We start from the raw sequence: 25,740 nt of genomic DNA, 5'->3' as shown, positions 1-25,740 counted from the left end.
GGCCCATGACGAGACCATCAGCCGTTCTGCCGAAAGCGCTGTGATGTCAAGGGGGTTGGAGCGAATTCGAGCCTTGCATTGGGGCCAGAATCGCCGGAAGCGGCCAAAATTCCTATTCGTAGCGAATCCGGTGCGAGGATTTGCGGGCGCAGGGCAGCGCCACCACCACCACGCACATGGCGACCAGCGCCAGTCCTAGGAACTCGAAAACCAACAGATCCACGGCGAAATCTCCAGAAACATTGATAGACTTGTCGGGGCTGTGTTGAGGGTCTGTTAATTCTCGTGGTTACCGGCGGCAGGCGCGGCCGGATGGTGGACGGGGAGTTAACGAGCATCGGGCTCCGCCATCACATCGTCAGCTTTGGCAGGCCGGCGGCGAGGGTATCCACGGCGGCGCGGACCTTTGGCGGCAGCCGGGGCGAACGAGGCCACAGCGCGTGGCAGTCGTAGAGAAATTCAGGCTGGCCAGCGAAGAGACTGACCAGCGCTCCGCTGGTGAGGCGCTCGCGGACCAGCCAATAGGGCAGCCAGGCCAGCCCCATACCTTGCGCGGCGGCATCGGCGATGGCCTCGAGATCGTCGAGCCTCAGTCTGCCCGATGGCATGATTTCGCGCGGAGGTCGTCCTTCCTGCGGAAACAGCCATGGCCGAACGCGCCCGGAGCGGCGGTAGATGATCGCCTGGTGCGCGGCGAGATCGTCCAGCGTCTTCGGCCTGCCGCTGACGCGGAAATAGGACCGCGCGCCGCACACGACCATACGCTGGCTTGCGATGCGCCGGGTGATTAGGCCGGACTGGTCATCGAGATCGCCGGTCCGGATCGCAAGGTCATAGCCGGCCTCGATGACGTCAGCAATCGGGTCGCTGAAGGAGAGGTCGAGCTCGAGGTGCGGATATTTTCGCGCCAGCTTCATCAGCAAGGGCGCGATGCAGTGCCGTCCCAGCAGTGCGGGCATCGTCACGCGCAAGCGGCCGCGCGGCTCGGAGCGATCGTCGGCAGCGACCGCGTCGGCGGCTTCGGCCTCGTTGAGAACGGCACGGCAGCGCTCGTAATAAGCCTGGCCGGCGTCAGTCAGGCTCTGGCGCCGCGTGGTGCGGTTGAGGAGGCGGATGCCGAGGCGCTCTTCGAGGAAGCGGACATGCTTGCCGACCATCGGCCCGGATATTTCGAGCGCATCGGCGGCAGCGGCGAACGAACCCAGATCGACCGCCTTGACGAAGACGGCCATGCTGGTCAGGCGGTCCATGATTGCAAACTCCCGGTTTCGACTGTTCTTTCATCCGGACGATTTATTCCCGACGGTGCCATAGGCATAGCTCCATTCAATTCAACTGTTTTGGAGTGTGTCCATGGCGCGCGCGGTTCGTTTTCACCGGCATGGCGGCCCCGAAGTGCTGCGCATCGAGACCGTCGACATCGCGCCGCCGGCGAGGGGCGAGGTGCAGATCCGGGTTCGGGCACTCGGTCTCAACCGTGCGGAAGCCTTGTTGCGGATGGGGACCTATATCGAGACCGCAAAATTTCCATCGGGGCTTGGTCTCGAGGCGGCGGGCATCGTCGAGGCGATCGGCGAAGGCGTGAGCGGCTTTTCGCCGGGCGAGGCCGTCAGCATCGTGCCGCCGCTGTCGATGGTGCAATGGCCGGCCTATGCCGAGTTCGTTACGTTTCCGGCCGAGTTCGTCGTCAAGCACCCGCCCGAACTTGGCTTCGAGGCGGCGGCCGCGATATGGATGCAATATCTCACGGCCTATGGCGCCCTCGTCGATATTGCCGGGCTGCGGCGAGGCGAGGCCGTCGTCATTACGGCGGCGTCGAGCAGCGTCGGGCTTGCAGCTGTTCAGATCGCGAACCGGATTGGTGCGATCCCGATTGCAGTGACGCGAACCTCGACCAAGCGGCACGCCTTGCACGACGCCGGCGCCGCCGATGTCATCGCGTCGGCGGAAGAAGACATCCGGTCGCGCCTGGAAGATATGGTCGGCTCAAACGGCGTTCGTGTGGTGTTCGACGCGGTGGGCGGTCCCATATTCGAGCCGCTTACCGCGGCGATGTCGCCGGGCGGCATTCTCATCGAATATGGCGGCCTCAGCCCGGAGCCGACCCCGTTCCCGCTGGTCAAGGTCCTGACCAAGAGCCTGACCCTGCGCGGCTATCTCGTGCACGAGATCATCCGCGATGCCGCGCGCCTTGTGAAGGCCAAGGCGTTCATTCTGGGTGGGTTGGCGGATGGCGCCTTGAAGCCTGTCATCGCCAGGACGTTTCCTTTCGAAGAGATCGTCGAGGCGCATCGCTTCCTGGAATCGAACACGCAGTTCGGGAAGATCGTTGTGACGATCTGATTTGGCGCCCTCGAAAAACGATTTCGGCGCCCCGCGTGACGGAGCGCCGAACTTGTTCGCACGCGATCGGTGGTTCACGGCAGCCTGAGCGACGTCTCCGCGTTGTACGGCTTCAACGTCTCGTCCGCGGCCTTCTGGGCGGCGACCAAAGCTTCCTTCGGCTGCTTCTTGCCGTTGAGGACCAGCATCACCTCGTCCTCGAGGTTCTTGCGCACAGGGACGGTCTTGTAGGTCGCAAACCAGGGCTTTGCCACATCGAGCTGCTCGACGGCGGTCTTGGCGTCCGGGTTCTTGTTGAGGAAGTCGATCATGTCAGGCGTCTTGTAGGCGGCCATGTTGGGCGCGAAATAGCCGGTGGCGCGGCTCCACCAGGCGCTCTTCTCAGGGGAGGTCATCCACTTGATCAGCGTCCAGGCGGCTTTCTGCTTGTCGGCCTCGAGGCCGGCCGGAATGATCAGCGAGGCGCCGCCGATCGGCACGGCGTTGCGGACGTTGCGCGGGATGAAGGCGACCTTGTAGTTGAACTTGGCGTTGTCGCGCACGTAAGTGAGCGAGCCCGTGGACAGCATCATCATCGCGGCATTGCCTGAGATGAAGGAGGTGCTGACGGCAGGGCCCGGCGTGGCACCGGGCGCATGGACCTTGTGCTTGTGGACGAGGTCGTTCCACCAGGTCAGCGCACCCAGCATCGAGGGCGTATCGTAATAGACCTCGCCGCCGAACTCCTCGTTGTAGTAGCGCCCGCCATTGCTCATGGTGAGCGTTTCCATCATCCAGCCGCAATAGTCATAGGCGCAGGGGATCGCAATGCCCCATTGGGTCACCTTGTCGCCCTCCCGCTTGGTGAGCTTCTTGGCCCAGTCGGTCAGCTCGGCCCAGGTCTGCGGCGGCTTGTTCGGATCGAGGCCGGCTTCCTTGGCCTTGTCGGCGTTGATGTAGAGCAGCGGCGTCGAATTGTGGAACGGCACGCCGTAGACCGAGCGGTTGATCACCGCATTGCCCTGCAGCGCCGGGAAGAACTGGCCCAAGAACTTTTCCTTGCTGCCGCCGTCGGCGGCGATCAGGTTGTCGAGATTGGTGAGCTCGTTCTCGATCTGCATGTCCAAGAGGAAGTTCGCCGACATGATCACGGCGGCCGGCGGCTTGCCCGCCTTGATCGCAGCGCGCGTCTTGATCAGCGTGTCGTCATAGGAGCCGGTGTAGACGGCGGTCGCCTTGATGTCGGGGTGACCGTCGTTGAACTCCTTGATCAAGGTGCCCATGTCGCGGGCGAGCTTGCCGTCGACGGGCACGGGGAAGAACAGGTCGATCTCGGTCGGACCTTCGGCCATCGCCGGGACGGCGAGGGCACCTGCCATCGTGCCTGCCATGGCGAGGCCGAGCATGAGCCTGCGGGAAAACAGCATCGAGAAATCTCCTATTTGATGCCTGAGGTGACGAAAGAACTGATGAAGCGCTTCTGGAAGATCAGGAACGTGATGAGCAGCGGCGCGATCACCATCAGCGTGCCGGCGGCAATCGTGCCCCAGGCCTGGGTGCCTTCGGCCGTGGCGGTGAAGACGGAGAGGCCGACCGTGAGCGGCCGCTTGTCCGGCGAATTGATCACCATCAGCGGCCACAGGAAGTCGTTCCAGTGGCTGGTCACGGAGATGATGGCGAAGGCGGAAAAGCTCGGCAGCGACAGCGGCACATAAATGTGGCGGATGCGCTGGAGCAGGCTGGCGCCGTCGATGAGGGCGGCGTCCTCCAGCTCGGTCGGAATGGCTTCAAAAGCCTGCCGCATCAGGAAGGTGCCGAAGGCCGAGGCGAAGAACGGCATCATCACCCCAGTGAGCGTGTCGTAGAGGCCGAACTGCGCGACGATGCGCAAATTCGGCACGATCAGCAGCACCGGCACCAGCATCAGCTGCATCAGGAACAGATAGAAGATCGGCGTCTTGCCGGCGAAGTCGAGCCGCGCAAACGCAAAGCCTGCCAGCGTGATCGTGACGAACTGCACCAGCAGGATGCCGGAGCAGATGATGGTGGTGTTGATGAAGTAGCGCGGGAAATCGCCGATCTCCCAGGCATCCCTGACATTGTCGAGCGTGGGTCTCAGGCTCGGCATCAGCTCGGCCATCAGATTGATGCCGTCGGACGCTGGGCGTAGCGTCGCCACGCCCATCCACAGGAACGGGATCAGCCAGACCAGCGCGAGCAGCACGGTCAGCGCGAAGCCGAGCTTTGGCGTGATCTCGCGGCGGGTGGCGAGCGGGGCGTTCTTGAGCAGGCGATCAATGAACGTCATCGCCCGCCCTCGCGGTTGGCCATGGTGCGGAACGAGAGCGCGGTGAGACTCATCAAGGCGGCCAGCGTCAGCAGCGTCGCTGCGGAAGCTTTGCCGATGTCATAATGCTCGACCGCCTGCTGGTAGATGTAGAACAGCACGAGATTGGTGGCGTTCGACGGGCCGCCCTTGGTCATGACGAAGACGTGGTCGACCTGCGTCACCGCGTTGAGCGTCGCGATCACGATGACGAACAGGAAGGTGGGCTTGAGCTCCGGCAGGATGATGTAGCGCAGCCGCATGAAGGGACCCGCGCCATCGAGGTGGGCGGCTTCCATCACGTCCTCCGGCACGGACTGAAGGCCGGCGAGGAAGAACAGCATGTAATAACCGGCGTTCTTCCAGACCGTGATGATCATGATCGCGTAGAGCGCGATATCGGGGTCGCCGAGCCAGTTCGGCAACACCGGCAGCACGCGGCCGATGTAATAGTCGAGCAGGCCGACATTGGGCAGGAAGATGAACAGGAACAGCGCGGACGCCGCGACCATCGGGATCAGCACCGGCAGGAACAGCGCGGCGCGCAGCGCGCTGGTCACGGCATTGGTGCGCGCCAGTGCCAGCGCGAACAGGAGCGCAAGGGCGATGCTCGGGATGGCGGTGCCGACAGCATAGACGAGACTGTTGACGACCGCGCCGGTGAAGGCCGGGTCGGCCAGCACTCCGCTGATATTGTCGAGGCCGACGAAGCGGAGCGGTGCCTTCGGCGTGGCGCGCTGATAGAGCGCGTCGATGATGACGCGGCCCATCGCGCCGTAGGTGAACAGGGCGAGGAAGACCAGCGAGGGCAGCAGCAACAGATAGGCCGGCAGCGAGGCTTTGAAGCGGTGAGAGAACCGCTTCAGCATATGCAGGCGCGGCGGCACCGATGCCGCGACCGGGAGAGCCGCGGGTTCAGCGAGGCTCATCTCACCGTGCCGGGAAGTTGAGCGCATAGTCGCGATCGTCCATTCCCGCAGGTGCGGCGAAGGGGAAGCGCAGACTTTGGTCGAGGAAGTCGTGGCTGTGCACGACCAGGTTCTCATCGTCGATCAGCACCACGCCATAGGCCGGCGGCTCGTGGCTGGCGAGGTGCGGTGCGTTCGGATCGAGCTCGAACCAGACCTGGTGGTTGGTGCCGCGCAGGGTCGAGAACGGGATCTTGCCGTAGCTGCCGAAGATCGGCCGGTGCACGTGGCCGAAGAAGAGGTGGCGGATGCGCGAACGATAGGGCGCGATCACCTCGGCGAATTCGGCGCTCTGCGCCAGCGCGATCTCGTCCATGGCGTGGACGCCGACCGGGAAGGGCGGATGATGCATGAACACGACGAACGGCTGGTCGGCGGGCGCAGCCGCGAGTGTCTTCGCAAGCCACTCGAGTCGCTTGGCGCACATCTCGCCGGCGTGGCTGGTCTCGTCCAGCGTGTCCAGGAAGACGAACAGGCCGTGCTCGGTCGTGCGCGTGCCCTGCACGAAGCCGTTCGGATCGCGCGGCGCGGGCTTCAGGCCGTCGAGGCAGGCCACGCGCTTGTCGTGATTGCCGACCATGGCGATGTAGGGCATTTTCAGCGCAGACATCGCGTCAGCAAAATTGGCGTAGGATTCCGGCTCGCCCCAATGGGTGAGGTCGCCGGTCACGACCGCAAAGGCAGCGTCCGAGTGATGGTTGTTGATGTCGGCGACGGCGGCATCGAGCCGGGCGCGGGGGTCGAGGCCATAGAGCTTCAGCCCGGGATTCGCGAGATGCGTGTCGGTAAGGTGGATGAATTTGAACGGCATGGCGCGCTTGTCAGGGACTGTTGGAGGGTGGTCGCCTCCGGCAAGACGGCCCTGACAGGCCGTTAGAGCGCGTATGTTTCAGTTTGATGACAGCGGTTCCAATGGGTCCGCATTCCACAGGACGCGCCAACGGTGACGCGCGCCGCATGCCTCATAAAAATATCGAAAACAACCCCATGCACAGTAGCCGATGGTTGCCGGGACAACGGCTTACGCGTCTCCCGACATGCGTTGACACGTCGGGCAAAACAGGGGCATAGTGCCATCATCGGAAAATCCGCAAAGTGGGCTTGGCCGGTCCGATCAGTTTTCGCCGGCGGGCAGTAGGCTGGACAAGGCGCGGGCTTCGGATTTGAGCACATCGATGGCGGCCTTGCGCGCGGTGGCATCGAAACGCGTCCGAATGGCGGAGACCGACAAGGCGCCCCGCAGCTTGCCCTGGACATCGATGACCGGGACGGCGGCGGCGGCGACCTCGGGGTCACGCTCGCCAAGCGACACGTAGAAGCCGCGCTCACGGATTTTGCTGGTCTCGGTGGCGGCGGGCTCGCGATAGGCGGTGAGCACGCGCCCGGCGGCGCCGCGATCGATCGGCAGCCGCTGGCCTTCGTCGAGATGATGCCGGACGGAGCGCGGCGAGTTGACCCGGTACAGGCAGATGCGCTCATCGCCGTCGGCAATGTAGAACGACGCCGTCTCGCCGGTCGCCTCGACCAGGCGGTGCAGCGACGGTCTCACGAGATCGCCGAGGTCGAGACCACGCTGATAGAGCGCACCGAGGCGCCAGAGCTCTGGGCCCGGACGGAACAGCCGGTCAACGCCGCGGATGAGAAAGCCGTTGGTCTCCAGCGTCGCAGCGAGACGAAGCACCGTGCTCTTGTAGAGATCGGTTGCCTCGGCGATCTCGGTCAGCGTCATGGCGCCGCGCTCCGGCCCAAACGCCCTGAGGATCGCCAGTGCCCGCGCCACCGCATCAACACCCGTTTTTGCCATCGTCGCTCCTGTTCTATCTGATAGAACAAATATCATGGATTGGTCGAAAAGTCGACAAATGGGCCAATCGCATGGTTCTGCTGCATGGAATCAATTTGACTCGGGTCGCGCACCCGGCTACGGGTTTTGAATAACAGAACTAGTTCTGCGGAGCGAAACAATGGAAGGGCAGCCGGGCTTGGCCGTCGATTTGCGCGACGTCATGATCCGCTTCGGCGATTTCACCGCCGTCAAAAGTATGAACCTCCAGGTCGGCGAGACCGAGTTCGTCGCGGTGGTGGGGCCGACCGGCTGCGGCAAGTCGACCATCCTCAACACCGTCACCGGATTGCTGAAGCCTGCCGCCGGCGACGTCTGCATCTTCGGCAAGCCGCTCGCAGGCCTCAACGACCAGTCCGGCTACATGCTCCAGCAGGAGGGACTGCTGCCGTGGAAGACCGCCCAGGACAATGTCGGCCTCGGCCTCGTGTTTCAGGGCAAGTCGGTGGAGGAGGCGCGGGCGCAGGCGCGGCCCTGGCTCGCCAAGGTCGGCCTGAAAGGTTTTGAGGAGCGTTATCCGCATCAGCTGTCGGGCGGCCAGCGCAAGCGCGTGGCGATGGCCCAGACCCTGATCATGGAGCCGAGGATCGTGCTGATGGACGAGCCGTTCTCGGCGCTGGACGTGCACACGCGCCGGCTGATGCACCGCATCCTGCTCGATCTCTGGCAGGCGGAGCGCCGCTCCCTGATCTTCATCACGCACGATCTCGACGAGGCGATTACGCTCGCCGACCGTGTCGTCGTGATGTCGGCGGGGCCGGGCAGTCGCATGGTCGGCGACGTCCCGATCACGCTGCCGCGCCCGCGCGACGTCTCGGCGCTCCAGACCACCGATGAATTCGTCGCGCTCTATCGTCAAATCTGGTCGCTGCTCGGCGCCGAAGTGGAGAAGAGCTATGCCGCGCAAGGGTAAGGTGGTTCTCGTTCAGGTCGCGATCGTGCTCAGCCTGCTCCTGATCTGGGAAGCCGGCGTCCGGGCAGGACTGATTGATCCGTTCTTCTTCCCGGCGCCATCGACGCTGGTGGCGCGGATCGGGGAGTGGATGTCCACCGCGGACTTCTGGACCGATGTCGGCGTCACGCTGCTGGAGACGGTCCTGTCCTTCGTGGCCGGGATTGCGATCGGCACCGCGCTCGGAATCTGGCTCGGCCTCAGTCCGTTCGCGGCCGAGGTCGTGCAGCCCTTCATCAAGATGTTCAACGCCATCCCGCGCATCCTGCTCGGGCCGATCTTCGTGATCTGGTTCGGCCTCGGCCTGACCTCGAAGGTCGCGCTCGGCGTAACGCTGGTGCTGTTCGTCGCCTTCTTCAACACCTTCCAGGGCGTGCGCGAGGTCAACCCGGTGGTGCTGGCCAATGCCCGCCTGTTGCGTGCGTCGAAATGGTCGCTGCTGCGCCACGTCTATCTGCCGTCGGCCACGACGTGGATCCTGTCCAGCCTGCGGGTGTCCGTCGGCATGGCGGTGATGGGCGCCGTGGTAGCCGAATATCTCGGCTCATCCGCCGGCCTCGGGCACCTGATCGCCCAGGCCGAGGGCGTGCTCGACGCTGCCGGCGTGTTCGCCGGCATCATCGTGCTGTCCGCCTTCGTGGTCGCCCTCGACGCGCTGGTCGATCGCGCCGAAAAGCGGCTCCTGGTGTGGCGTCCCGCACCTGCTCACGAAGTCTGATCGAACAATACGCAAACATGGAGGTTCGCATGCGTGTCTTCACCCGGCTGATCCTCGCCGTATCGGCGATCTGTCTTTCCGTCCTCACGGTGCAGGCCGGCGAGCCGGAAAAGGCGAAGCTCAAGATTGCGGTCGGTTCCCAGATCCTCAACTACATGCCCCTCGAGCTCGGCGTGAAGCTCGGCATGTTCAGGGACGAAGGACTGGATGTCACCGTCGAGAACTTCCAGGCCGGCGGCTCGAAGGCGCTCCAGGCGCTCATTGGCGGCTCGGTCGACGGCACTGTCGGCTTTTACGACCATACGATCCAGATGCAGGCGCAGGGCAAGGAGATCTCCTGCGTGTTCCTGCTCAACGACATTCCGGGCGTTCTGCTCGGCGTCCGGAACGACCTTGCCGACAAGGTCAGGACCGGCGCGGATCTGAAGGGCCTCAAGCTCGGCATCACGGCGCCCGGCTCGTCCACCGACACCATGGCACGCTATTACATCAAGAAAGCCGGGCTCGGGCCGCGCGACGTCAACATCATCGCGGTTGGCAGCGGCGCGCCGGGGATGGTCGCGCTCGAGGCCAAGAACATCGACGCGCTGGTGTATTTCGATCCGGTGGCGACGCTGCTCGCGCGCAAGAGCTCGGCGACGCCGCTGTTCGACGCGCGCACGATCGACGGCTCCAAGCAGGCCTTCGGCGGCATCTATCCGACGGCCTGCCTCTATCTCCAGCAATCCTTCATCGACAAGAACCCGGAGACGGTGCAGCGCCTCGTCAACGCGTTCCTGAAGACGCACCGGTGGATCAACTCGGCCCCGACCGAGCAGCTCGTCGATGCGATGCCCGCCGGCTACAAGACCGACAATCGCGACGTCAACATCGAGATCATGAAGGCGTCGAAGGCGCTGTTCTCGCAGACCGGCCAGATGGACGTCGAGGCCGCCAAGGTGCCGCTCGCGGTCCTGAGCGACTACGATCCCAAGATCGCGGCTGCCAAGATCGATCTCACCAAGACCTTCACCAATCGCTTCGCTGATCGCGCGGCTCAGCAGTTGAAGTAAGAGGATACTGGAATGTCTTTGCCGCTTACGGGTATCCGCGTCCTCGACCTGTCCAACGTGCTGGCGGGTCCGTTCTGCGGCTACCACCTCTCGCGCCTCGGCGCCGAGGTGATCAAGATTGAGAATCCGAATGGTGGCGACCTGGCGCGGCGCCTCGGCGCCGATCCGAAGCGGGCGCAGCGGCTCCAGGGCCTGTCCTTCGTCGCCGTCAATGCCGGCAAGCACTCGGTCGCGCTCGATCTGAAGTCCGAGGCGGGCAAGGAGGTATTCTTGCGCTTCGTTGCCAAGGCCGACGTGGTGCTGGAGAATTTCCGGCCCAAGGTGATGGAACGGCTCGGCCTCGGTTACGAGGTGTTGAGCCGGCGCAATCCGCGATTGATCTATTGTGCAATCTCGGGCTTCGGCCAGAGCGGACCCTGGTCGGCGAGGCCGGCCTATGACCAGATTGTGCAGGGCCTGTCGGGCGCCATGAGCGTGACGGGTGATGCGCGGTCCGCGCCACTGCGCACAGGATTTCCGATCTCCGATACCATCGCTGGGCTGACGGCAGCCTTCGCCATCTCGTCCGCGCTGGTCGATCAGCGGCAGACCGGCCGCGGCCGCTTCATCGATGTCTCGCTGCTGGAAGCCACAGTTGCGGCGATGGGCTGGGTGGTGTCCAACCATCTCAATGCCGGTGTCGAGCCGGAGCCGATGGGCAACGAGAATTTCACCGCGGCGCCGTCCGGCACGTTCAGCACGGCAACGGGGCCGCTCAACATCGCCGCGAACGAGCAGAAGCAGTTTCAGGCCTTGTGCGATCTGGTCGGCCGGCCCGAGCTTGCCACCGATCCACGCTTCGCCAAACGCGAGACGCGCAAAGCCAATCGTGTAGCGCTGAACGAGGCGCTGAACGAGGCGCTGGGTACGAAGGCGGCAGAGGTGTGGGAGCGTGAGCTGAATGCGGCCGGCGTGCCCGCAGGATGCGTGCTGACGGTTCCGCAAGTCCTAAGAGAGCCGCAACTGCTGGAGCGTCGCTTCGTGGAAACACTTCCAGCCCAGTCCGGCGAGCATGACCGGCTGCGGATCACCAGACCGGGCTTCCGGCTCGACGAGGACTTTCCGCCGCCAGCATTGCCTCCGGAGCTTGGCGCGGACACCGAGCGATGGTTGGAGCAGCTCGGCTATTCCGCGCAGGACATCGCCCAATTCGTGGCGAGCGGCGTCGTGGCGGGCACGCCAACGAACCAAAGCGTCGCAAAGGAGAACGTTCAGTGAGCGATGAATCCGCATTGCGAGAGGCGGCTGCACAATGGTGGCGGACGTCGATCTGCGATATCGCCCCCGGGCGGATCGCCTATCGGGGCTATCCGATCCAGGATCTGATCGGCCGGATTTCCTTTCCGGCGATGATCTGGCTGATGCTGCGCGGGGAGCTGCCCTCGGCGGCGCAGGAGCGATTGCTCCAGGCCGCGCTGGTCGCCTCCGTCGATCACGGGCCGCATGCGCCGTCGATCGCGATCGCCCAAATGGCGGTAAGCTGCGGCCTGCCGCTCAACGGCGCGATGGCCTCGGCCATCAACACGCTCGACGACGTCCATGGCGGCGCCGGCGAGCAGGCGGTCGAGCTTTATGACGACGTGCTGCGGCGGAGTGAAATCAAGGACATCGAGGCGGCGGCAGGCGCGGCCATCGATCATTTCACCGCGACGCGAAGCAAGTACCTGCCAGGGTTCGGCCACCGCTTTCATCCGGTCGACCCGCGCACCGCGCCGCTGCTGGCGCTGGTGGATGCCGCGGCGATCGAAGGCAGCATCAGCGGTCGCTATGCCGCCGCGGCTCGCGCGATCGAGCGCGTAATGCAGGCGCGCAAGGGCAAACTCATTCCGATGAACATCGACGGCGCCACGGCCGTCATCTATGGCGAGCTCGGCTTTGCGCCGCCGCTCGCGCGAGGGGTGTTCTGCCTGTCGCGCGCGGTTGGCATTTTGGCACATGCCTGGGAGCAGACCGGGCGCAAGGACCGCAACAAGGGGCCGATGCCAAAACAATTTGCCTATAAATACGAGGGGCAGCCGCGCCGCGCGCTCGGCGAGCGGCCATGATGTATCTCGACACACCGCCGCAGCGCCTTGAGACCCGCGTTTTCTCGCGATGCCGGCTGAGTTTCGCCGATCCGGCGTCCGCTCCGACTGGGCCGATGCCAACCGTGGCGGTCATCCCGTCGACAGTTTCATCGAGGGGCCGGCGTTCGATGCGAACGGCAATCTCTACGTCGTCGACATTCCGTTCGGCCGCATCTTCCGGATCGCGCCCGACGGCATGTGGTCTCTGATCGCGGAATATCGGGGATGGCCGAACGGCCTGAAGATTGCGCCCGATGGACGCATTCTCGTGGCCGACTACATGAACGGTATCATGGAGCTCGACCCCGACCGCGACACGATCAAGCCGCTGCTGGCGCATCGCAACTCGGAGTCGTTCAAGGGCTGCAACGATCTGCACATTGCCTCGAACGGCGACGTCTATTTCACCGACCAGGGCCAGACCGGGCTGCATGATCCGAGCGGCCGTGTCTTTCGCCTTCGCACCGATGGCCGTCTCGACTGCCTGATCGACAACGGACCGAGCCCGAACGGCCTCGTGCTGAGCCCGGATGAGACGGTGCTGTTCGTCGCGATGACGCGCGACAACAGCGTCTGGCGCGTGCCTTTGATGCGCGACGGCGGTGTTGCGAAGGTGGGCCGCTTCGCCTCGTTCTTCGGCACCAGCGGGCCGGATGGGCTGGCGATGGATCGTCAAGGACGGTTATTCGTCGCCCATGCATCGCTCGGCCATGTCTTCGTGCTGGCGCCGAACGGCGAGTGCATTGTGCGGATCAGCTCGTGTGCCGGCCCGACCTGCACCAATGTTGCGTTGGATCGGACTGGCACCGCCTTGGCGATTACCGAATCGTCGAGTGGTTCAGTCCTGATCGCCGACCGCAATTGATCGCGACGATTCTCACGTCCCGCAGAACGTCTGTAACACCCGCTGGTCCGGCAGCGGCGGATCGGCGTAGGCGGCGTAGTCCGGCTGGTCCTGGTAGGGTTTCGCCAGCACGCTCACCAGTTCCTCGAACGGGGCATAGTTGTCATCATTCATCGCCGCCTGGATCACCGCCTCGACGCGGTGGTTGCGCGGGATGAAGATCGGGTTGACGGCGTGCATCGCGGCTCGCCGCTCGGCCGCGCTCTGCGGCTCCAGCGCGGTGCGTTCACGCCAGCGTTTGGCCCACTCGTCAAAGGCCGCGGGGTCCGTGAACTGCGCACGCGCATCGCCGTTGCCGTTATCGCCTGCGGCATCGCCGAGCTTGCAGAAGGTGAGGGTGAAGTCCGCCTGGTTCTTCGCCATGGCGTCGAGCAGGTCCTGGATCAAGGCGTCGTCACCGTCGCGCTCGGTGAACAGGCCGACCTTCTTGCGCAGGCCGGCCTGATAGGCGTTGCTGAATGTCTCGCTGAACGCGCCGAGAATGTCCTGGGCTTCCGCGACCGCCTTCTCCTGCTCGTCCGAGAACAGCGGCAGCAGGCATTCGGCGAGCCGGGTCAGATTCCACAAGCCGATGCGCGGCTGGTTGGCATAGGCGTAGCGGCCCATCTCGTCGATCGACGAGAATACCTGCGAAGGGTTGTAGGCGTCCATGAAGGCGCAGGGGCCGTAGTCGATGGTCTCGCCGGAGATGGACGTATTGTCGGTGTTCATCACGCCATGGATGAAGCCGATCAGCAGCCAGCGCGCGATGAGCTCGGCCTGGCGTGCGACGACGCTGGCGAGCAGCGCGTGATAGGGCCGCTCGGCGTGAAGCAGGTCCGGGTAGTGCCTCGTGATGACGTGGTCGGCGAGCCGGCGGATCGCGTCGGTGTCGCGGCGGACGGCGAAGAACTGGAAGGTGCCGACGCGGATATGGCTCGACGCAACGCGCGTCAGCACCGCGCCGGGCAGCGCGGTCTCGCGAATGACGTGCTCGCCGGTGACGACCGCGGCGAGCGAGCGCGTGGTCGGGATGCCCAGCGCGAACATGGCTTCGCTGACGATGTATTCGCGCAAGACCGGCCCGAGCGCGGCGCGGCCGTCGCCGCGGCGGGAGAACGGGGTGGGACCCGAGCCTTTGAGCTGGATGTCGCGGCGGATGCCGTCCCTGTCGATGACCTCGCCGAGCAGAATGGCGCGACCATCGCCGAGCTGGGGCACGAAGTGCCCGAACTGGTGGCCGGCATAGGCCATGGCGATCGGATCGGCGCCTGATGGAACCGTCTTGCCGGCCAGGATCTCGGCCCCCTCCGGGGTCTCCAGCAGGTCAGGATCGAGCCCGAGCTGGACCGCTAAGGGCCGGTTCAGCTTGATCAGCCGGGGGGCGGCGACAGGGGTCGGCGCGACGCGGGCAAAGAAGCTGTCCGGCAGCGCCGAATAGGAGTTCTGAAAGGGGAAATGGACCGTCATGGGCTCAAGATAGGGCTGGAACGCCTGATGGCAAAGGCTCGGCCTCTGATAAGCCAAAAATGGGCATTCCGGGTCCAAAACAGGCCGTTCCATTAGTTGCCGCGTTGGGCCTCGTCGGGTAAACCCTGCCGCAACTTCGGACCGGCCGCTAGAGGTCGTTCGATTCGCTTCCTCCGACATTGATTTTGGGACGACCATGCATCGCTACCGGTCACATACATGCGGCGCGCTCCGCGAGAGCAACATCGGCGAGACCATCCGCCTCTCGGGCTGGGTCCATCGCGTTCGCGACCATGGCGGCGTGCTGTTCATCGACCTGCGCGACCATTACGGCCTGACCCAGTGTGTGGTCGATCCGGACTCGCCGGCGTTCTCGCTGGCCGAAAAGCTGCGCTCGGAATTCGTGGTCAAGATGGACGGCAAGGTCCGCCGCCGCCCCGAAGGCACCGACAATGATGACCTACCGACCGGCAAGGTCGAGGTCTATGTCAGCGAGATCGAGGTGTTGGGACCTGCCGGCGACCTGCCGCTGCCGGTGTTCGGCGATCAGGAATACCCTGAAGACATCCGCCTCAAGTACCGCTTCCTCGATCTGCGCCGCGAAAAACTGCACCAGAACATCATGACGCGCGTCGAGATCATCAAGTCGATGCGCCGGCGCATGGAGGGGCAGGGCTTTTTCGAGTTCAACACCCCGATCCTGACTGCGTCCTCGCCGGAAGGCGCGCGCGATTTCCTGGTGCCATCGCGCATCCATCCCGGAAAATTCTACGCGCTGCCCCAGGCGCCGCAGCAGTACAAGCAGCTGCTGATGATGAGTGGCTTCGACCGCTATTTCCAGATCGCGCCCTGTTTCCGCGACGAGGACCCGCGCGCTGACCGCCTGCCCGGCGAGTTCTACCAGCTCGACGTCGAGATGAGCTTTGTCACGCAGGAAGACGTCTTCGCGGCGATGGAGCCCGTGATCACCGGCGTGTTCGAGGAGTTCGCGAGAGGAAAGCCGGTGACGAAGGGCTGGCGGCGGATTCCGTTCGCGGAGGCCTTGCGCAAATACGGCAGCGACAAGCCGGACCTGCGCAACCCCATTGAGATGCAGGACGTCTCCGAGCATTTCCGCGGCTCCGGCTTCAAGGTGTTCGCGCGTATGCTCGAAGACCCCAAGAACCAGGTCTGGGCGATCCCCGCGCCGGGCGGCGGCAGCCGCGCGTTCTGCGATCGCATGAACTCCTGGGCGCAAGGTGAAGGCCAGCCCGGCCTCGGTTACATCATGTGGCGCGAGGGCGGCGAGGGCGCTGGTCCCCTTGCGAACAACATCGGGCCCGAGCGCACCGCTGCGATCCGCGGGCAGCTCGGCACCAAGGAAGGCGATGCCGCCTTCTTCGTCGCCGGCGATCCCGACAAGTTCTGGAAGTTTTCGGGCCTTGCCCGCAACAAGGTCGGCGAGGAGTTGAACCTCACCGACAAGGAGCGCTTCGAGCTCGCCTGGATCGTCGACTTCCCGATGTACGAGTACAACGAGGAGGACAAGAAGGTCGACTTCTCGCACAACCCGTTCTCGATGCCGCAGGGCGGCCTCGAGGCGCTGAAGGGCCAGGATCCGCTGACCATCAAGGCGTTCCAGTACGACATCACCTGCAACGGCTACGAGATCGCCTCGGGCGGCATCCGCAATCACGTGCCGGAAGCGATGGTGAAGGCGTTCGAGATCGCAGGCTACGGCGAGCAGGAAGTGGTCGATCGCTTCGGCGGCATGTACCGCGCCTTCCAGTACGGCGCGCCGCCGCATGGCGGCATGGCCGCGGGGGTCGACCGCATCGTGATGCTGCTCTGCGGCACCACGAATCTGCGCGAGATCTCGCTATTCCCGATGAACCAGCAGGCCATGGATTTGCTGATGGGCGCGCCCTCGGAAGCCACGCCCAAGCAACTCCGCGAGCTGCATGTGCGGGTGAACCTGCCGCAGAAGTGAGGCTGTGTTGGTTCTCCCTCGCTTGTCGCGCCGAAGCTCGGCGAAGGCGGATGCGGAGGGAGGTCGCGCTGTATCCATACCGTCATTGCGAGCGCAGCGAAGCAATCCAGAGTCCCTCCGCGGAAAGATTTTGGATTGCTTCGCTGCGCTCGCAATGACAGGGAGGAGGGATTGACGCCGTGCAGTCCAGGGAAAGCTAGCGCTGTCAGATATTTGGCCGTGCGTTCTGTGAATGGCATCGCAATCCGATGTTGCCACCGGGGCTTCTGCCGTGCTTCATCCCGTTTCCATGACCCGGAAATAGCGTCCGCAGGGGCGGCCGGGTGCATCTTGAGGCCGGTAACGCGAGGCGAGACACCGCATGTCGTCCTATTCTGAAGATCTCCACCAGGCGGCGCTGGCCTATCATCGTCTGCCGCGCCCCGGAAAGCTCGAGATCCAGGCGAGCAAGCCGCTTGCCAACCAGCGCGACCTCGCGCTGGCCTATTCTCCGGGCGTTGCCGCAGCCTGCACCGAGATCGCCAAGAACCCGGCGGAAGCCGCCTCGCTGACGACCCGCGCCAATTTGGTCGCGGTGGTCTCGAACGGCACCGCGGTGCTCGGTCTCGGCAATATCGGCCCACTGGCCTCCAAGCCGGTGATGGAGGGCAAAGCGGTCCTGTTCAAGAAGTTCGCCGGCATCGACGTGTTCGACATCGAGATCGCCGCCGACACCATCGACCGCGTGGTCGAGACCGTGGCGGCGCTCGAGCCGACCTTCGGCGGCATCAATCTGGAAGATATCCGCGGACCGGAGTGCTTCGAGATCGAGAGCCGGCTGAAGGAGCGCATGAAGATCCCGGTCTTCCATGACGACCAGCACGGCACCGCGATCATCGTTGCCGCCGCCATCACCAATGGCCTCCGGCTGAACGGCAAGAAGCTGTCCGACGTCAAGATCGTGGCGTCGGGGGCAGGGGCGGCCGCCATCGCGACGCTGAACCTGCTGGTGTCGATGGGCGCGCAACGCAAGAACATCTGGGTCTGCGACATCGACGGCCTGGTCTATGACGGCCGCAACACGCAGATGGACCGCTGGAAGGCGGTCTACGCGCAGAAGACCGACAAGCGCACGCTCGCCGATGTCATCGGCGGCGCCGACATCTTCATCGGTCTCTCCGCACCCGGCGTGCTCAAGCCGGAAATGGCCCAGGCGATGGGCGACAAGCCGCTGATCATGGCGCTGGCCAACCCGACGCCGGAAATCATGCCGGAGGAGGCGCGCAAGGTGCGCCCTGACGCCATGATTTGCACCGGCCGCTCCGACTATCCGAATCAGGTCAACAACGTCCTCTGCTTTCCCTTCATCTTCCGCGGCGCGCTCGACGTCGGCGCCAGCGCCATCAACGAGGAGATGAAGCACGCTGCCGTCGAGGCCATCGCGCAGCTCGCGCGCGAGGCGCCATCAGACGCTGTCGCGCAGGGCTTTGACACCGGCGAGACGCAAGGTTTCGGCCCGGGCTCGCTGATCCCGAGCCCGTTTGATCCCCGGCTGATTCTCCGCATCGCGCCGGCGGTGGCGAAGGCGGCGATGGAATCGGGCGTCGCGACGCGCCCCATCACCAATTTCGACGAATACACCGCACTGCTCGAGCGCTTTGCCTTCCGCTCCGGCCTCGTCATGAAGCCGATGTTCGCCAAGGCCAAGACCCAGCCGGTGCGCGTGATCTACGCCGAGGGCGAGGACGAGCGCGTGCTGCGCGCGACGCAAGTTGTGCTGGAAGAAAAGCTGGCGCGCCCCATTCTGGTCGGACGTCCCTCCGTCGTCGAGGCGCGCATCAAGCGCTTCGGCCTCTCGATCCGGGCCGGCAAGGACTTCGACCTCGTCAATCCCGAGGACGATCCGCGCTACCGCTCCTACGTGCAGTCCTATGTCGAGGTCGCCGGCCGCCGCGGCGTGACGCCGGATGCGGCGCGCACGGTGGTCCGCACCAACAACACGGTGATCGCGGCGCTCGCGGTGACGCGCGGGGAGGCGGACGCCATGCTCTGCGGCGTCGAGGGCCGCTACATGCACCATCTGCGTCATGTCCGCGAGATCATCGGCTTCTCGCCTGAGATCAGCGACTATGCCGCGCTGGCGCTGCTGATCACCACCAAGGGCGCGTTCTTCATCGCCGACACGCAAGTGCGCCCCAATCCGAGCGCGGAAGAGCTCGCCGAGATCGCCTCGCTCGCGGCGGTCCATGTCCAACGCTTCAACATCAAGCCGAAGATCGCCTTCGTCTCGCATTCGGATTTCGGCAGCTACGACACCGACTCCTCGCGCAAGATGCGGCGGGCGACCCAGCTCTTGAGGGAGAAGCATCCGGAGATCGAGGCCGACGGCGAGATGCAGGGCGACACCGCCCTCTCGGCCGCCGCGCGAAAAATGGTGCTGCCGCACTCCAAGCTGGAGGGCGAAGCCAACATCATGATCATGCCGAGCCTCGATACCGCCAACGTCGCCTACCAGATGATCAAGTCGCTGGCGGACGCGCTGCCGGTCGGCCCGATCCTGATCGGCCCGGCGCGCCCAGCGCACATCCTCACCCCCTCGGTGACCGCGCGCGGCATCCTGAACATGACCGCGGTCGCCGTGGTCGAAGCGCAGGAGCGCGCGGCCCGGCAGCAGCCGACGTTGTTTACGTAGGATGTCGTCGTACCCTCTTCCCTTGCGGGAGAGGGTGGCCCGCCGCGGAGCGGCGAGACGTGCCGATGCCGCCAACTTTGAATTGCGCGCAGTTCTTCATTTCCCCGTTTGTAAACCGGCCAATGACTCATCATAATCGCCAGGCGCTTTCGTCCAAATTCCGATTTCAATAAGCCCTGAGCCAAGAGGCCGATCATGCCAGCGTTCGTGACTTTCGGGCGGATCCTGTTCGCCGTGCTGTTCATCTACACGGGCGCGATCAAGCTGTTCGCCATCCAGGCGACGGCGGACGTCATCGCCGGCAAGATCGTGGTGCCCGAAGCGATCGCGCCATACGCCAAGCAGGTTGAGACAGTCACCGCCATGACCACGCCGCAACTGCTGGCGATCGCGGGCGGTGCACTCGAGATCATCGCGGGACTGCTGATCGCGCTGAATTTCGGGGCGCGGTTCTTCGCGATGCTTCTGATCATCGACGTCGCGGTCGGGACCTTCTTGTTCTCCGATTTCTGGAATCAGGTGCCGCCCGACAACGCCAAGATGGTGGTTGACGCGCTCAAGAACCTCGCCATCATCGGGGCGCTGTTCATGATTATGGGTTATGGTCGCGCCACGCGCCCGGCCGAGACGGCTTACGGCGACGTGTGAGGTGGGCGGGACTGCAAGTGGTCAGCGCTAGCGCAACCGCCACTTTTTCTTCGCGTCCGGCGGAGCAGGCGTGGTCATGCTGGCACCACACCGCGCGAAGCGTGAGTCAACGGGCGCCAAGAATCCGCTGCCAGAGCGTGCCACCCAGCACCTTCCAGCCGAGATAGAAATACAGGACGATCCCGGCGAACAGCACCAGCGCGGACGCGCCATGCAGGCTGAAGCCGTCCTTTGTCGTTTCGCCGGTCGCCGCGCCGATGACATAGCCGCCGGCGAAGAACACCGTGAGGAAGTCGAGAAATCCGGCGAGGCCGCGGCGCCAGAACGGTTTTGGCGTCGATGGAGCATCGTCTGGCATCGAAGCGTCCTCCTCCCGGCGAGCGCTGCCGCACCGGATTGCCGGCTCAGGATCCTGTCTTATGGCTTCTTGGCGTCGACGTCGATGCCGATGACCTTCCAGGCCTCGCTGTCCTGCGCGAAGCGCAGCTTGTATTTCAGCTGGACGTCGTCGTTCTTGAACTCGCCGGCCAGAACCAGCGCGCCTTCGGAATCAAGCTTCGCCTTCTGCTGCGATTCGTAATCGTCGGTGACGATGCCTTCGAAGAACAGCTTCTTGCTGCGAAAGGATTCGAACGCGACCGTCAGCTTCTCCACTGTCATTTGTTCCCGGAACTGCTTCGATGCCTTGGCCAGCAGGACCGAGTAGTTGCCAGTCATGTTGGCGTCGTTGAAGGTCATCAGTGTCGTGCGCACCAGGACATCCTGCTCGTCATCTGTCGGAAGATCTATGGCATAGGCCGGCGACAGCGACATCGCCGAGAGGAAGCTCAGCGACATCACGAGGGCGATCGCGGCGAAAAATTTGCGAGAAGCAACGGAGGTAAAAATCGAACGCATCGTTTCCTTGTCCTTAAAAAAGAGATCGTGCGCAGCGCCGGTCACGAAGCGATGTCGCTACGGTACGCCCTACCTAAGCGGAAAATCGCTGAGATTTCGCTGGGGCGCGGCCGGGTTTTGGGCTCGCTGCTTCACGCCGAATTAATGAGATGTCGGCTTGTCTGAGCGCAGCTATTTAGCCAATTTCGCTTTTCAATGTGACGACCGCGGAGATTGCGGCGCTAGCTGCGACGCCACGGCGTCACCGTGACCTCATGCGCCGCGTCGAGCAGGTATGGCGCGCCCGGCGTCATCCCGTGTGCGGCCAGCACCTGATGCGGCGTCCGCGCCGGTACGCCGACGAAGCAGCCTTCGCCGCCGGGCAGCCGCACATGCGGGGCTTCCGACAGCCAGAACGTGTCGTAGCGGTCCATGAACATGTCGAACACGACGGGGCCGCCGATGATCGCGACGGTGCCGGAGGCGACGTCGGCAAAGGCGCAGGCTTCCGCAAAGCTCGCGTGCTCCGGATTCCATAACGTCGCGTTCGGCATCTCCGGATCGACGGTCAGCGCCTTGATCTTGCGGGTCAGGATCAGGCGCTTGCGCTTGGACGAATTCGGCTGCTGCTCGTGCGAGTGCCGGCCGTGCACGACCAGCGTGGCGCGATCGAGCGCCTGCTCGAAGAACAGCTTGTCGCCTTCGAACTTCAGGCTGTCGGGCATGACGTGGCTGGCGTCGGCGAGCATGCCGTCCGCCGAGACGATGACGTAGCCTTCAAAGCGGAAAGACAATGTCTATTCGGAAACTGTGGTCACCACGGAATTGACCGGGCGCTGGCTCACGGTCGGCAACTTGACGTCTTTGAGCAGCTCCTGGTCGTATTCGGGCAGCGTCGAGGCCGGAAATTTGGCGCGCATCGCCACCACCTTGTAGCCGCCGGCCTTCAGGCGCTTGAGCAACTCGGGCAGGGCTTCGGCGGTGTGCTTCTGGAAGTCGTGCATTAGGATGATGCCCTTGCCCTTGTTCTCGAGCTTCTTCATCACGGTCTCGATCACCTTCTCGGGCTTGGAGGCCTTGAAGTCGAAGGAGTCGATGTCGCAGGAGAAGATCCCGATGTTGCGGTTGCCGAGATAGGTGACCATCTCCGGCGGATGCTGCAGCGCCGGGAAGCGGAAGAACGGCGCGGGTGAGATGCCGCCGAGCGCCCACTTCACCGCGGACAGGCCCTTCTCGATCTCTTCTTTGCGCTGCGCCTCGCTAAGCTTCTTGTTGTTGAGGTTGGCATGCGACCAGGTGTGGCTGCCGATGGTATGGCCGGCCGCATAGACCTGCTTGAGGAGCTCCGGCTCGTAGGTCGCGTGCTTGCCGATCGAGAAGAAGATGCCGGTGGTACATTCATCGGCGAGCGCCTTCAGCACGGCGGGTGTGTTCTTCGGCCAGGGGCCGTCGTCGAAGGTCAGCACGACCTCGTGGTCGCGCAGGAAGTCGAGCTCCTTGAAATGCTCGAAGCCGAAGCCGGGACCGCCTGTCGTGTCGATCTCGACGGTGCGAGCGACCCCGAGCGCGTCCGGAGTGTTACAGGCTGCGCGCGCGGGCTGCGGCGGCTGTTGCGGCGGCGGCGGATTGACGAAACCCGCCGGCGCAGCGGCGGCGGCGGGAGCAGGGGCAGCCGGGGCTGAAGCGGTCGCCGGGGTTGCCGGAGGAGCAGCCTGCGTCGCGGCAGCGGGCTTGGCCGCCGGGGTCTGCGACCATGCCGCGCCTGCCATCGCCAGAGACATCGCGCTTGCCAAAATCAGTCCTGCCGCTACACGCATGGTGTTGTCCTCGAGATTGATCCCGTTGTTCCGCCGTGGCTTTTCGCCTCCGGCAAAACCCTTCCTGCCCCAAGCGATCCTAGCCTAGATGGTAGGCCCTCGCCATTGCAACGGCTGTTTGGCGGCCCACCACAATTGTGCCCAACCGGATTGTCCCGTGGAGAAAATACCTCGGCGATATAGCGGCCAATCAGGTCCTTGTGGAAGTTCCAGCCGGGAACTTCACATGTTACTCCGCCGGCGCTTCAATACAGGCGAACGATGAAGTCGGTACCTTCGCCGGTCTCGCCCTGGTTGATGCCCTGGTCGGAGACGATGATCGAGCTGCCCGACGTCAGCATCTCGTTGATCTTCGCCATGGTGTCGGCGGGGATCGCGATGCGGTCGAGCGCCTCCGTCGGGCTGTCCGGCGTGACCACAGGCTTGGCTGTCACAGGCTTGGCTGTCATAGGCCTGGCGGCGACGGGAATCACGACGGCGCCACGCTGGCGGCGCGATACACGTCCGTCATCCTCGCGCGCGGCGGCGCGGACCGAGACCGGCAGCGACACCACCGACCAATGCAGCACGTTGGGATCGGTCTTGTCGGCTTCGGCGGTGAACACATGCGTGCCAAGCGGCCGGTCGCTCGCGGCGATCGTAACCGGCATCTCGAACAGCGGCGCGAAATTCTGCCGCACGTAGAGTTTTGAATCCTTGCGGCTGATGAAGACCGCGATCTGGCCGGCCCGCCTGGGCGCTTCCGGCTTCGCCGCGGGCGCAGGCTCTGCGGCCGAGCTCTCGTCTTTCCTGGCGTCGGGCGCAGGTGCGGCCGTTGTCGTCGGCGCCTCAGGCTTCTTCGCGGCTTCGACGGTATCAGTCTTGGCCGGCTCGGCTCTGGCGGCCTCGGACTTGGCTTCAGCATTCGCCGCCTTGGCACCGTCTTCCGATTGCGGCTTGGCCGCCTCGGATGCCTCGGCGGTCTTGGTCTCGGACGTTGCCTCGGCCTTGTCGGCCGGCGCGGTGGCCTCCTCGAGGACCGGCGCATTGCCGGTCGTCACGTCCGACATCACGGTGTGACCGACCGAGGAGCGCAGCTCGAGCACGCGGTCGGCGCTCGCTGTCTTCGTCTCGACGGGCTTTGTCTCAGCAGGCTCTATCTCAGCAGGCTCTATCTTAGCAGGCTTTATCTCAGCAGGCTTGGCTTCAGCGGCCTTGGTGCCGGCTGCGCCCCTGTCGGCCTTGTCGCCGACATTGGTTTGCGGCTCGAGGCTGGCGGCGGGCTGCGGCGGCACGCGCACCGAGGCGAGCAGCGGATGCGAGAAGTTCTGTGGCGACATCTGGCCCGGCGAAACGATCACGCGCGCGCCCATCCTGGTCCAGTTCCACATCTTCACCGCGAATGCCATTGGCATGCGGATGCAGCCATGCGAGGCCGGATAGCCCGGCAGCACGCCGGCATGCATGGCGACGCCGGACCAGGTGATCCGCTGCATGTACGGCATCGGCGCGCCGCTATAGATGTTGGAGTGGTGGAATTTGTGCTTCTGGATGACGCTGAACACACCCATTGGCGTCGAGTGGCCCTTCATGCCAGTCGACACCGGCGACTCCGCGAACAAGCCGTTGCCGTCGTAGATCGTCACCTTCTGCCGGTTGATCGAGACGACAACGACGAGCGGCCCTTGCGGCTTGGTGCCGGCTTCCTTCTCGGCAACGGCTTCCTTTTTCTTGCCGGAGGTGCCGTGCTTTTGCGGCTTCTGGCGCGGAATTTCGGGATGAGGCTCCTGCCGGGCGTAGTAGGAGCCGTCGGAATAATCGGTCCAATAATAAAATGCTGCGTCCGCCTGGCTGGTCGTGCCGATCGCACCTGCCGCCGTCAAGATGGCGACCTGCCACAGCCGCTCCGGCTTGGCAGAAAAACCGGACCCGTTCACGCTGTTCATCCTCGAATCCATAATCCAAATCAGACATTAGTGTCGCAGAGGGGATACGCGTTCACTAGCAGGGCGGTTCTGCCATCAGCTACTTTTGTCCAAGACGTAGCAAAAAAGCCTCACAGAGCGGTAAACGGCGGCCGCAGTTCGCCCCCAGCCGTCTTCCTGACCGGCCGCCCGATGTCTACATTGCTGGGACTTGTTACCGGAGAACTTCATGTCATCCCGTTTCCCCGATCTTTCCGGCATCCGCTTGAAAGGCCTCGCTTTATTCCTCCTGACCGTGGCGGTGCCGTTGGCCTCCGCATCTGCTGCCGACGAGCCCGATCTGATCTTCCGCCGCTCCACCGTCTTCAAATGGATGAGCCCGAACGACAAGCTCGCGACCTACGGTCTCGACGACCCCGAAGTCGAGGGCGTTGCCTGTCACTTTACCGTGCCGGAGAAGGGCGGCTTCAAGGGCTGGCTCGGCCTTGCCGAGGAGGTCTCGGACATCTCGCTGGCCTGCCGCCAGGTCGGCCCGATCAAGTTCAAGAACAAGATGGAGCAGGGCGATGACATGTTCCGCCAGCGCCGCTCGCTGTTCTTCAAAAAGATGCAGATCGTGCGCGGCTGCGACGCCAAGCGCAACGTGCTGGTCTACATGGTCTACTCGGACAAGCTGATCGAGGGCTCGCCGAAGAACTCGACCTCGACGGTGCCGATCATGCCGTGGGGACCGGCGGACGCCAATATCCAGAAATGCGGCGACTTCTTCACTCAGTGACGCGATTGCGTTCACTCAGTGACGCGCTTGCGTTGCCAGTGACGCGCTTGGGTTACGCGGTCACGGTGGCGCGGCTGGCCTGCGGTGACACGAGATGCGAGCCGGTCAGCCGCACGAAGGCTTGTGGCGCGGCGTCATAGCCGCGGCCAGACTGCAGCGACATTGCGCCGGCTGAGGCGTCGTAGCGCCTGGATTGTTGCTCGACGCGGCCCGTCTCTGCGTCGGGCGCCGCTGCGCGATCTTGCGCCATCATGATGGCCATCCCTCACGTGGTTGCGCCCGGTGTGCCGGGCGTTCTGGTTTCGATGGCTTGGGTCGCTGCCGAAGCGTCTCCCGCTTGGCCGGACCCAGCCTTCGTTCGGGCTTCTCTTCAGCAGAAAAACGTAAAATGCTTGTGAAGCGCGCAAGGCGCTGGCGCGCCGGCATGCTGTGCGCGGC

General features: G+C 64.3%; 23 protein-coding genes and 1 pseudogene. 11 read left to right on the top strand and 13 right to left on the bottom strand.

The window, feature by feature from the left end:
- Positions 1-350: 350 nt before the first annotated feature.
- The gene (locus JJB99_RS21540) at positions 351-1,250 is read right to left on the bottom strand and encodes a LysR family transcriptional regulator (RefSeq protein WP_200494327.1); all 900 of its coding nucleotides are present in this window, start codon (positions 1,248-1,250) and stop codon (positions 351-353) included.
- A gap of 103 nt (positions 1,251-1,353) precedes the next feature.
- Here JJB99_RS21540 and JJB99_RS21535 point away from each other — a divergent pair, with 103 nt between their 5' ends.
- On the top strand, positions 1,354-2,343 hold the full coding sequence (locus JJB99_RS21535; RefSeq protein ID WP_200494326.1) for a zinc-dependent alcohol dehydrogenase family protein: 990 nt from the start codon (positions 1,354-1,356) through the stop codon (positions 2,341-2,343).
- Positions 2,344-2,417: 74 nt separating this feature from the next.
- Here the strand turns inward: JJB99_RS21535 and JJB99_RS21530 are convergent, their stop codons facing one another.
- From JJB99_RS21530 to JJB99_RS21510, 5 genes are all read right to left on the bottom strand, one after another.
- Positions 2,418-3,749, bottom strand: a complete 1,332-nt coding sequence (locus tag JJB99_RS21530; protein ID WP_200494325.1) for an ABC transporter substrate-binding protein — start codon at positions 3,747-3,749, stop codon at positions 2,418-2,420.
- Between the two features lie 11 nt (positions 3,750-3,760).
- On the bottom strand, positions 3,761-4,630 hold the full coding sequence (locus JJB99_RS21525; RefSeq protein ID WP_200494324.1) for a carbohydrate ABC transporter permease: 870 nt from the start codon (positions 4,628-4,630) through the stop codon (positions 3,761-3,763).
- Positions 4,627-5,577 (bottom strand): carbohydrate ABC transporter permease, encoded by a 951-nt coding sequence (locus tag JJB99_RS21520; RefSeq protein ID WP_200494323.1) that lies wholly within the window; start codon positions 5,575-5,577, stop codon positions 4,627-4,629. The genes JJB99_RS21525 and JJB99_RS21520 overlap by 4 nt, the downstream gene beginning before the upstream one ends.
- A gap of 1 nt (position 5,578) precedes the next feature.
- The gene (locus JJB99_RS21515; RefSeq protein WP_200494322.1) at positions 5,579-6,427 is read right to left on the bottom strand and encodes a phosphodiesterase; all 849 of its coding nucleotides are present in this window, start codon (positions 6,425-6,427) and stop codon (positions 5,579-5,581) included.
- 303 nt (positions 6,428-6,730) lie between these two features.
- Positions 6,731-7,420 carry an IclR family transcriptional regulator gene (locus tag JJB99_RS21510; RefSeq protein WP_200494321.1) on the bottom strand — a complete coding sequence of 230 codons (690 nt, stop codon included), beginning with the start codon at positions 7,418-7,420 and terminating at the stop codon, positions 6,731-6,733.
- 160 nt (positions 7,421-7,580) lie between these two features.
- Between JJB99_RS21510 and JJB99_RS21505 the strand changes: the two genes are divergently transcribed.
- From JJB99_RS21505 to JJB99_RS21480, 6 genes and pseudogenes are all read left to right on the top strand, one after another.
- Positions 7,581-8,372: an ABC transporter ATP-binding protein gene (locus JJB99_RS21505; protein ID WP_200494320.1), complete on the top strand. Its 792-nt coding sequence runs from the start codon at positions 7,581-7,583 to the stop codon at positions 8,370-8,372.
- Positions 8,356-9,129, top strand: a complete 774-nt coding sequence (locus JJB99_RS21500; RefSeq protein WP_200494319.1) for an ABC transporter permease — start codon at positions 8,356-8,358, stop codon at positions 9,127-9,129. Before JJB99_RS21505 ends, JJB99_RS21500 begins: the two co-directional genes overlap by 17 nt.
- A gap of 29 nt (positions 9,130-9,158) precedes the next feature.
- Positions 9,159-10,181 carry an ABC transporter substrate-binding protein gene (locus JJB99_RS21495; RefSeq protein ID WP_200494318.1) on the top strand — a complete coding sequence of 341 codons (1,023 nt, stop codon included), beginning with the start codon at positions 9,159-9,161 and terminating at the stop codon, positions 10,179-10,181.
- A 12-nt stretch (positions 10,182-10,193) separates the two neighbouring features.
- Positions 10,194-11,438, top strand: a complete 1,245-nt coding sequence (locus JJB99_RS21490; RefSeq protein WP_200494317.1) for a CaiB/BaiF CoA transferase family protein — start codon at positions 10,194-10,196, stop codon at positions 11,436-11,438.
- Positions 11,435-12,265, top strand: coding sequence for a citryl-CoA lyase (locus JJB99_RS21485; RefSeq protein WP_246774937.1), 831 nt, complete (start codon positions 11,435-11,437; stop codon positions 12,263-12,265). The genes JJB99_RS21490 and JJB99_RS21485 overlap by 4 nt, the downstream gene beginning before the upstream one ends.
- A pseudogene (locus JJB99_RS21480) lies at positions 12,262-13,151 on the top strand (SMP-30/gluconolactonase/LRE family protein). Before JJB99_RS21485 ends, JJB99_RS21480 begins: the two are co-directional and overlap by 4 nt.
- Positions 13,152-13,163: 12 nt before the next feature.
- On the opposite strand, the gene JJB99_RS21475 reads toward JJB99_RS21480, so the two are convergent.
- Positions 13,164-14,639, bottom strand: coding sequence for a protein adenylyltransferase SelO (locus JJB99_RS21475; RefSeq protein ID WP_200494315.1), 1,476 nt, complete (start codon positions 14,637-14,639; stop codon positions 13,164-13,166).
- Between the two features lie 196 nt (positions 14,640-14,835).
- Between JJB99_RS21475 and aspS the strand changes: the two genes are divergently transcribed.
- From aspS to JJB99_RS21460, 3 genes are all read left to right on the top strand, one after another.
- Positions 14,836-16,608: an aspartate--tRNA ligase gene (gene aspS, locus JJB99_RS21470; RefSeq protein ID WP_200494314.1), complete on the top strand. Its 1,773-nt coding sequence runs from the start codon at positions 14,836-14,838 to the stop codon at positions 16,606-16,608.
- Between the two features lie 361 nt (positions 16,609-16,969).
- Positions 16,970-19,279 carry an NADP-dependent malic enzyme gene (locus JJB99_RS21465; protein WP_200494313.1) on the top strand — a complete coding sequence of 770 codons (2,310 nt, stop codon included), beginning with the start codon at positions 16,970-16,972 and terminating at the stop codon, positions 19,277-19,279.
- A 195-nt stretch (positions 19,280-19,474) separates the two neighbouring features.
- Positions 19,475-19,927: a DoxX family protein gene (locus JJB99_RS21460; RefSeq protein WP_200494312.1), complete on the top strand. Its 453-nt coding sequence runs from the start codon at positions 19,475-19,477 to the stop codon at positions 19,925-19,927.
- Between the two features lie 106 nt (positions 19,928-20,033).
- Here JJB99_RS21460 and JJB99_RS21455 read toward each other — a convergent pair whose 3' ends face one another.
- The 5 genes from JJB99_RS21455 to JJB99_RS21435 all read right to left on the bottom strand — a co-directional run bounded on the left by JJB99_RS21455 (position 20,034) and on the right by JJB99_RS21435 (position 24,545).
- Entirely contained in the window at positions 20,034-20,285 is a 252-nt protein-coding gene (locus tag JJB99_RS21455; protein WP_200494311.1) for a hypothetical protein, read from the bottom strand.
- A 59-nt stretch (positions 20,286-20,344) separates the two neighbouring features.
- On the bottom strand, positions 20,345-20,824 hold the full coding sequence (locus tag JJB99_RS21450) for a hypothetical protein (protein ID WP_200494310.1): 480 nt from the start codon (positions 20,822-20,824) through the stop codon (positions 20,345-20,347).
- 221 nt (positions 20,825-21,045) lie between these two features.
- Positions 21,046-21,597 carry a dihydrofolate reductase gene (locus JJB99_RS21445; RefSeq protein WP_200494309.1) on the bottom strand — a complete coding sequence of 184 codons (552 nt, stop codon included), beginning with the start codon at positions 21,595-21,597 and terminating at the stop codon, positions 21,046-21,048.
- A 3-nt stretch (positions 21,598-21,600) separates the two neighbouring features.
- Positions 21,601-22,620: a polysaccharide deacetylase family protein gene (locus JJB99_RS21440; RefSeq protein ID WP_200494308.1), complete on the bottom strand. Its 1,020-nt coding sequence runs from the start codon at positions 22,618-22,620 to the stop codon at positions 21,601-21,603.
- A 245-nt stretch (positions 22,621-22,865) separates the two neighbouring features.
- Positions 22,866-24,545, bottom strand: a complete 1,680-nt coding sequence (locus tag JJB99_RS21435) for a L,D-transpeptidase (protein WP_200494307.1) — start codon at positions 24,543-24,545, stop codon at positions 22,866-22,868.
- 208 nt (positions 24,546-24,753) lie between these two features.
- Between JJB99_RS21435 and JJB99_RS21430 the strand changes: the two genes are divergently transcribed.
- A complete protein-coding gene (locus JJB99_RS21430) occupies positions 24,754-25,302 on the top strand; it encodes a CreA family protein (protein ID WP_200494306.1) in 549 nt (182 codons plus the stop codon).
- A 52-nt stretch (positions 25,303-25,354) separates the two neighbouring features.
- Here JJB99_RS21430 and JJB99_RS21425 read toward each other — a convergent pair whose 3' ends face one another.
- On the bottom strand, positions 25,355-25,555 hold the full coding sequence (locus JJB99_RS21425) for a hypothetical protein (protein WP_200494305.1): 201 nt from the start codon (positions 25,553-25,555) through the stop codon (positions 25,355-25,357).
- Between the last annotated feature and the right edge of the window lie 185 nt (positions 25,556-25,740).

The organism is Bradyrhizobium diazoefficiens, from assembly GCF_016616235.1.
GTDB lineage: Bacteria > Pseudomonadota > Alphaproteobacteria > Rhizobiales > Xanthobacteraceae > Bradyrhizobium > Bradyrhizobium diazoefficiens_H.
The sequence above is the reverse complement of the archived record's forward strand: the minus strand, read 5'-3'. Positions and strand labels throughout refer to the sequence as shown.

Bases quoted from the DNA above. Each gene is read 5' to 3' on its own strand.
- JJB99_RS21540 (WP_200494327.1), bottom strand. From the start codon at position 1,250: ATGGACCGCCTGACCAGCATGGCCGTCTTCGTCAAGGCGGTCGATCTG.
- JJB99_RS21535 (WP_200494326.1), top strand. From the start codon at position 1,354: ATGGCGCGCGCGGTTCGTTTTCACCGGCATGGCGGCCCCGAAGTGCTG.
- JJB99_RS21530 (WP_200494325.1), bottom strand. From the start codon at position 3,749: ATGCTGTTTTCCCGCAGGCTCATGCTCGGCCTCGCCATGGCAGGCACG.
- JJB99_RS21525 (WP_200494324.1), bottom strand. From the start codon at position 4,630: ATGACGTTCATTGATCGCCTGCTCAAGAACGCCCCGCTCGCCACCCGC.
- JJB99_RS21520 (WP_200494323.1), bottom strand. From the start codon at position 5,577: ATGAGCCTCGCTGAACCCGCGGCTCTCCCGGTCGCGGCATCGGTGCCG.
- JJB99_RS21515 (WP_200494322.1), bottom strand. From the start codon at position 6,427: ATGCCGTTCAAATTCATCCACCTTACCGACACGCATCTCGCGAATCCC.
- JJB99_RS21510 (WP_200494321.1), bottom strand. From the start codon at position 7,420: ATGGCAAAAACGGGTGTTGATGCGGTGGCGCGGGCACTGGCGATCCTC.
- JJB99_RS21505 (WP_200494320.1), top strand. From the start codon at position 7,581: ATGGAAGGGCAGCCGGGCTTGGCCGTCGATTTGCGCGACGTCATGATC.
- JJB99_RS21500 (WP_200494319.1), top strand. From the start codon at position 8,356: ATGCCGCGCAAGGGTAAGGTGGTTCTCGTTCAGGTCGCGATCGTGCTC.
- JJB99_RS21495 (WP_200494318.1), top strand. From the start codon at position 9,159: ATGCGTGTCTTCACCCGGCTGATCCTCGCCGTATCGGCGATCTGTCTT.
- JJB99_RS21490 (WP_200494317.1), top strand. From the start codon at position 10,194: ATGTCTTTGCCGCTTACGGGTATCCGCGTCCTCGACCTGTCCAACGTG.
- JJB99_RS21475 (WP_200494315.1), bottom strand. From the start codon at position 14,639: ATGACGGTCCATTTCCCCTTTCAGAACTCCTATTCGGCGCTGCCGGAC.
- aspS (WP_200494314.1), top strand. From the start codon at position 14,836: ATGCATCGCTACCGGTCACATACATGCGGCGCGCTCCGCGAGAGCAAC.
- JJB99_RS21465 (WP_200494313.1), top strand. From the start codon at position 16,970: ATGTCGTCCTATTCTGAAGATCTCCACCAGGCGGCGCTGGCCTATCAT.
- JJB99_RS21460 (WP_200494312.1), top strand. From the start codon at position 19,475: ATGCCAGCGTTCGTGACTTTCGGGCGGATCCTGTTCGCCGTGCTGTTC.
- JJB99_RS21455 (WP_200494311.1), bottom strand. From the start codon at position 20,285: ATGCCAGACGATGCTCCATCGACGCCAAAACCGTTCTGGCGCCGCGGC.
- JJB99_RS21450 (WP_200494310.1), bottom strand. From the start codon at position 20,824: ATGCGTTCGATTTTTACCTCCGTTGCTTCTCGCAAATTTTTCGCCGCG.
- JJB99_RS21440 (WP_200494308.1), bottom strand. From the start codon at position 22,620: ATGCGTGTAGCGGCAGGACTGATTTTGGCAAGCGCGATGTCTCTGGCG.
- JJB99_RS21435 (WP_200494307.1), bottom strand. From the start codon at position 24,545: ATGAACAGCGTGAACGGGTCCGGTTTTTCTGCCAAGCCGGAGCGGCTG.
- JJB99_RS21430 (WP_200494306.1), top strand. From the start codon at position 24,754: ATGTCATCCCGTTTCCCCGATCTTTCCGGCATCCGCTTGAAAGGCCTC.
- JJB99_RS21425 (WP_200494305.1), bottom strand. From the start codon at position 25,555: ATGATGGCGCAAGATCGCGCAGCGGCGCCCGACGCAGAGACGGGCCGC.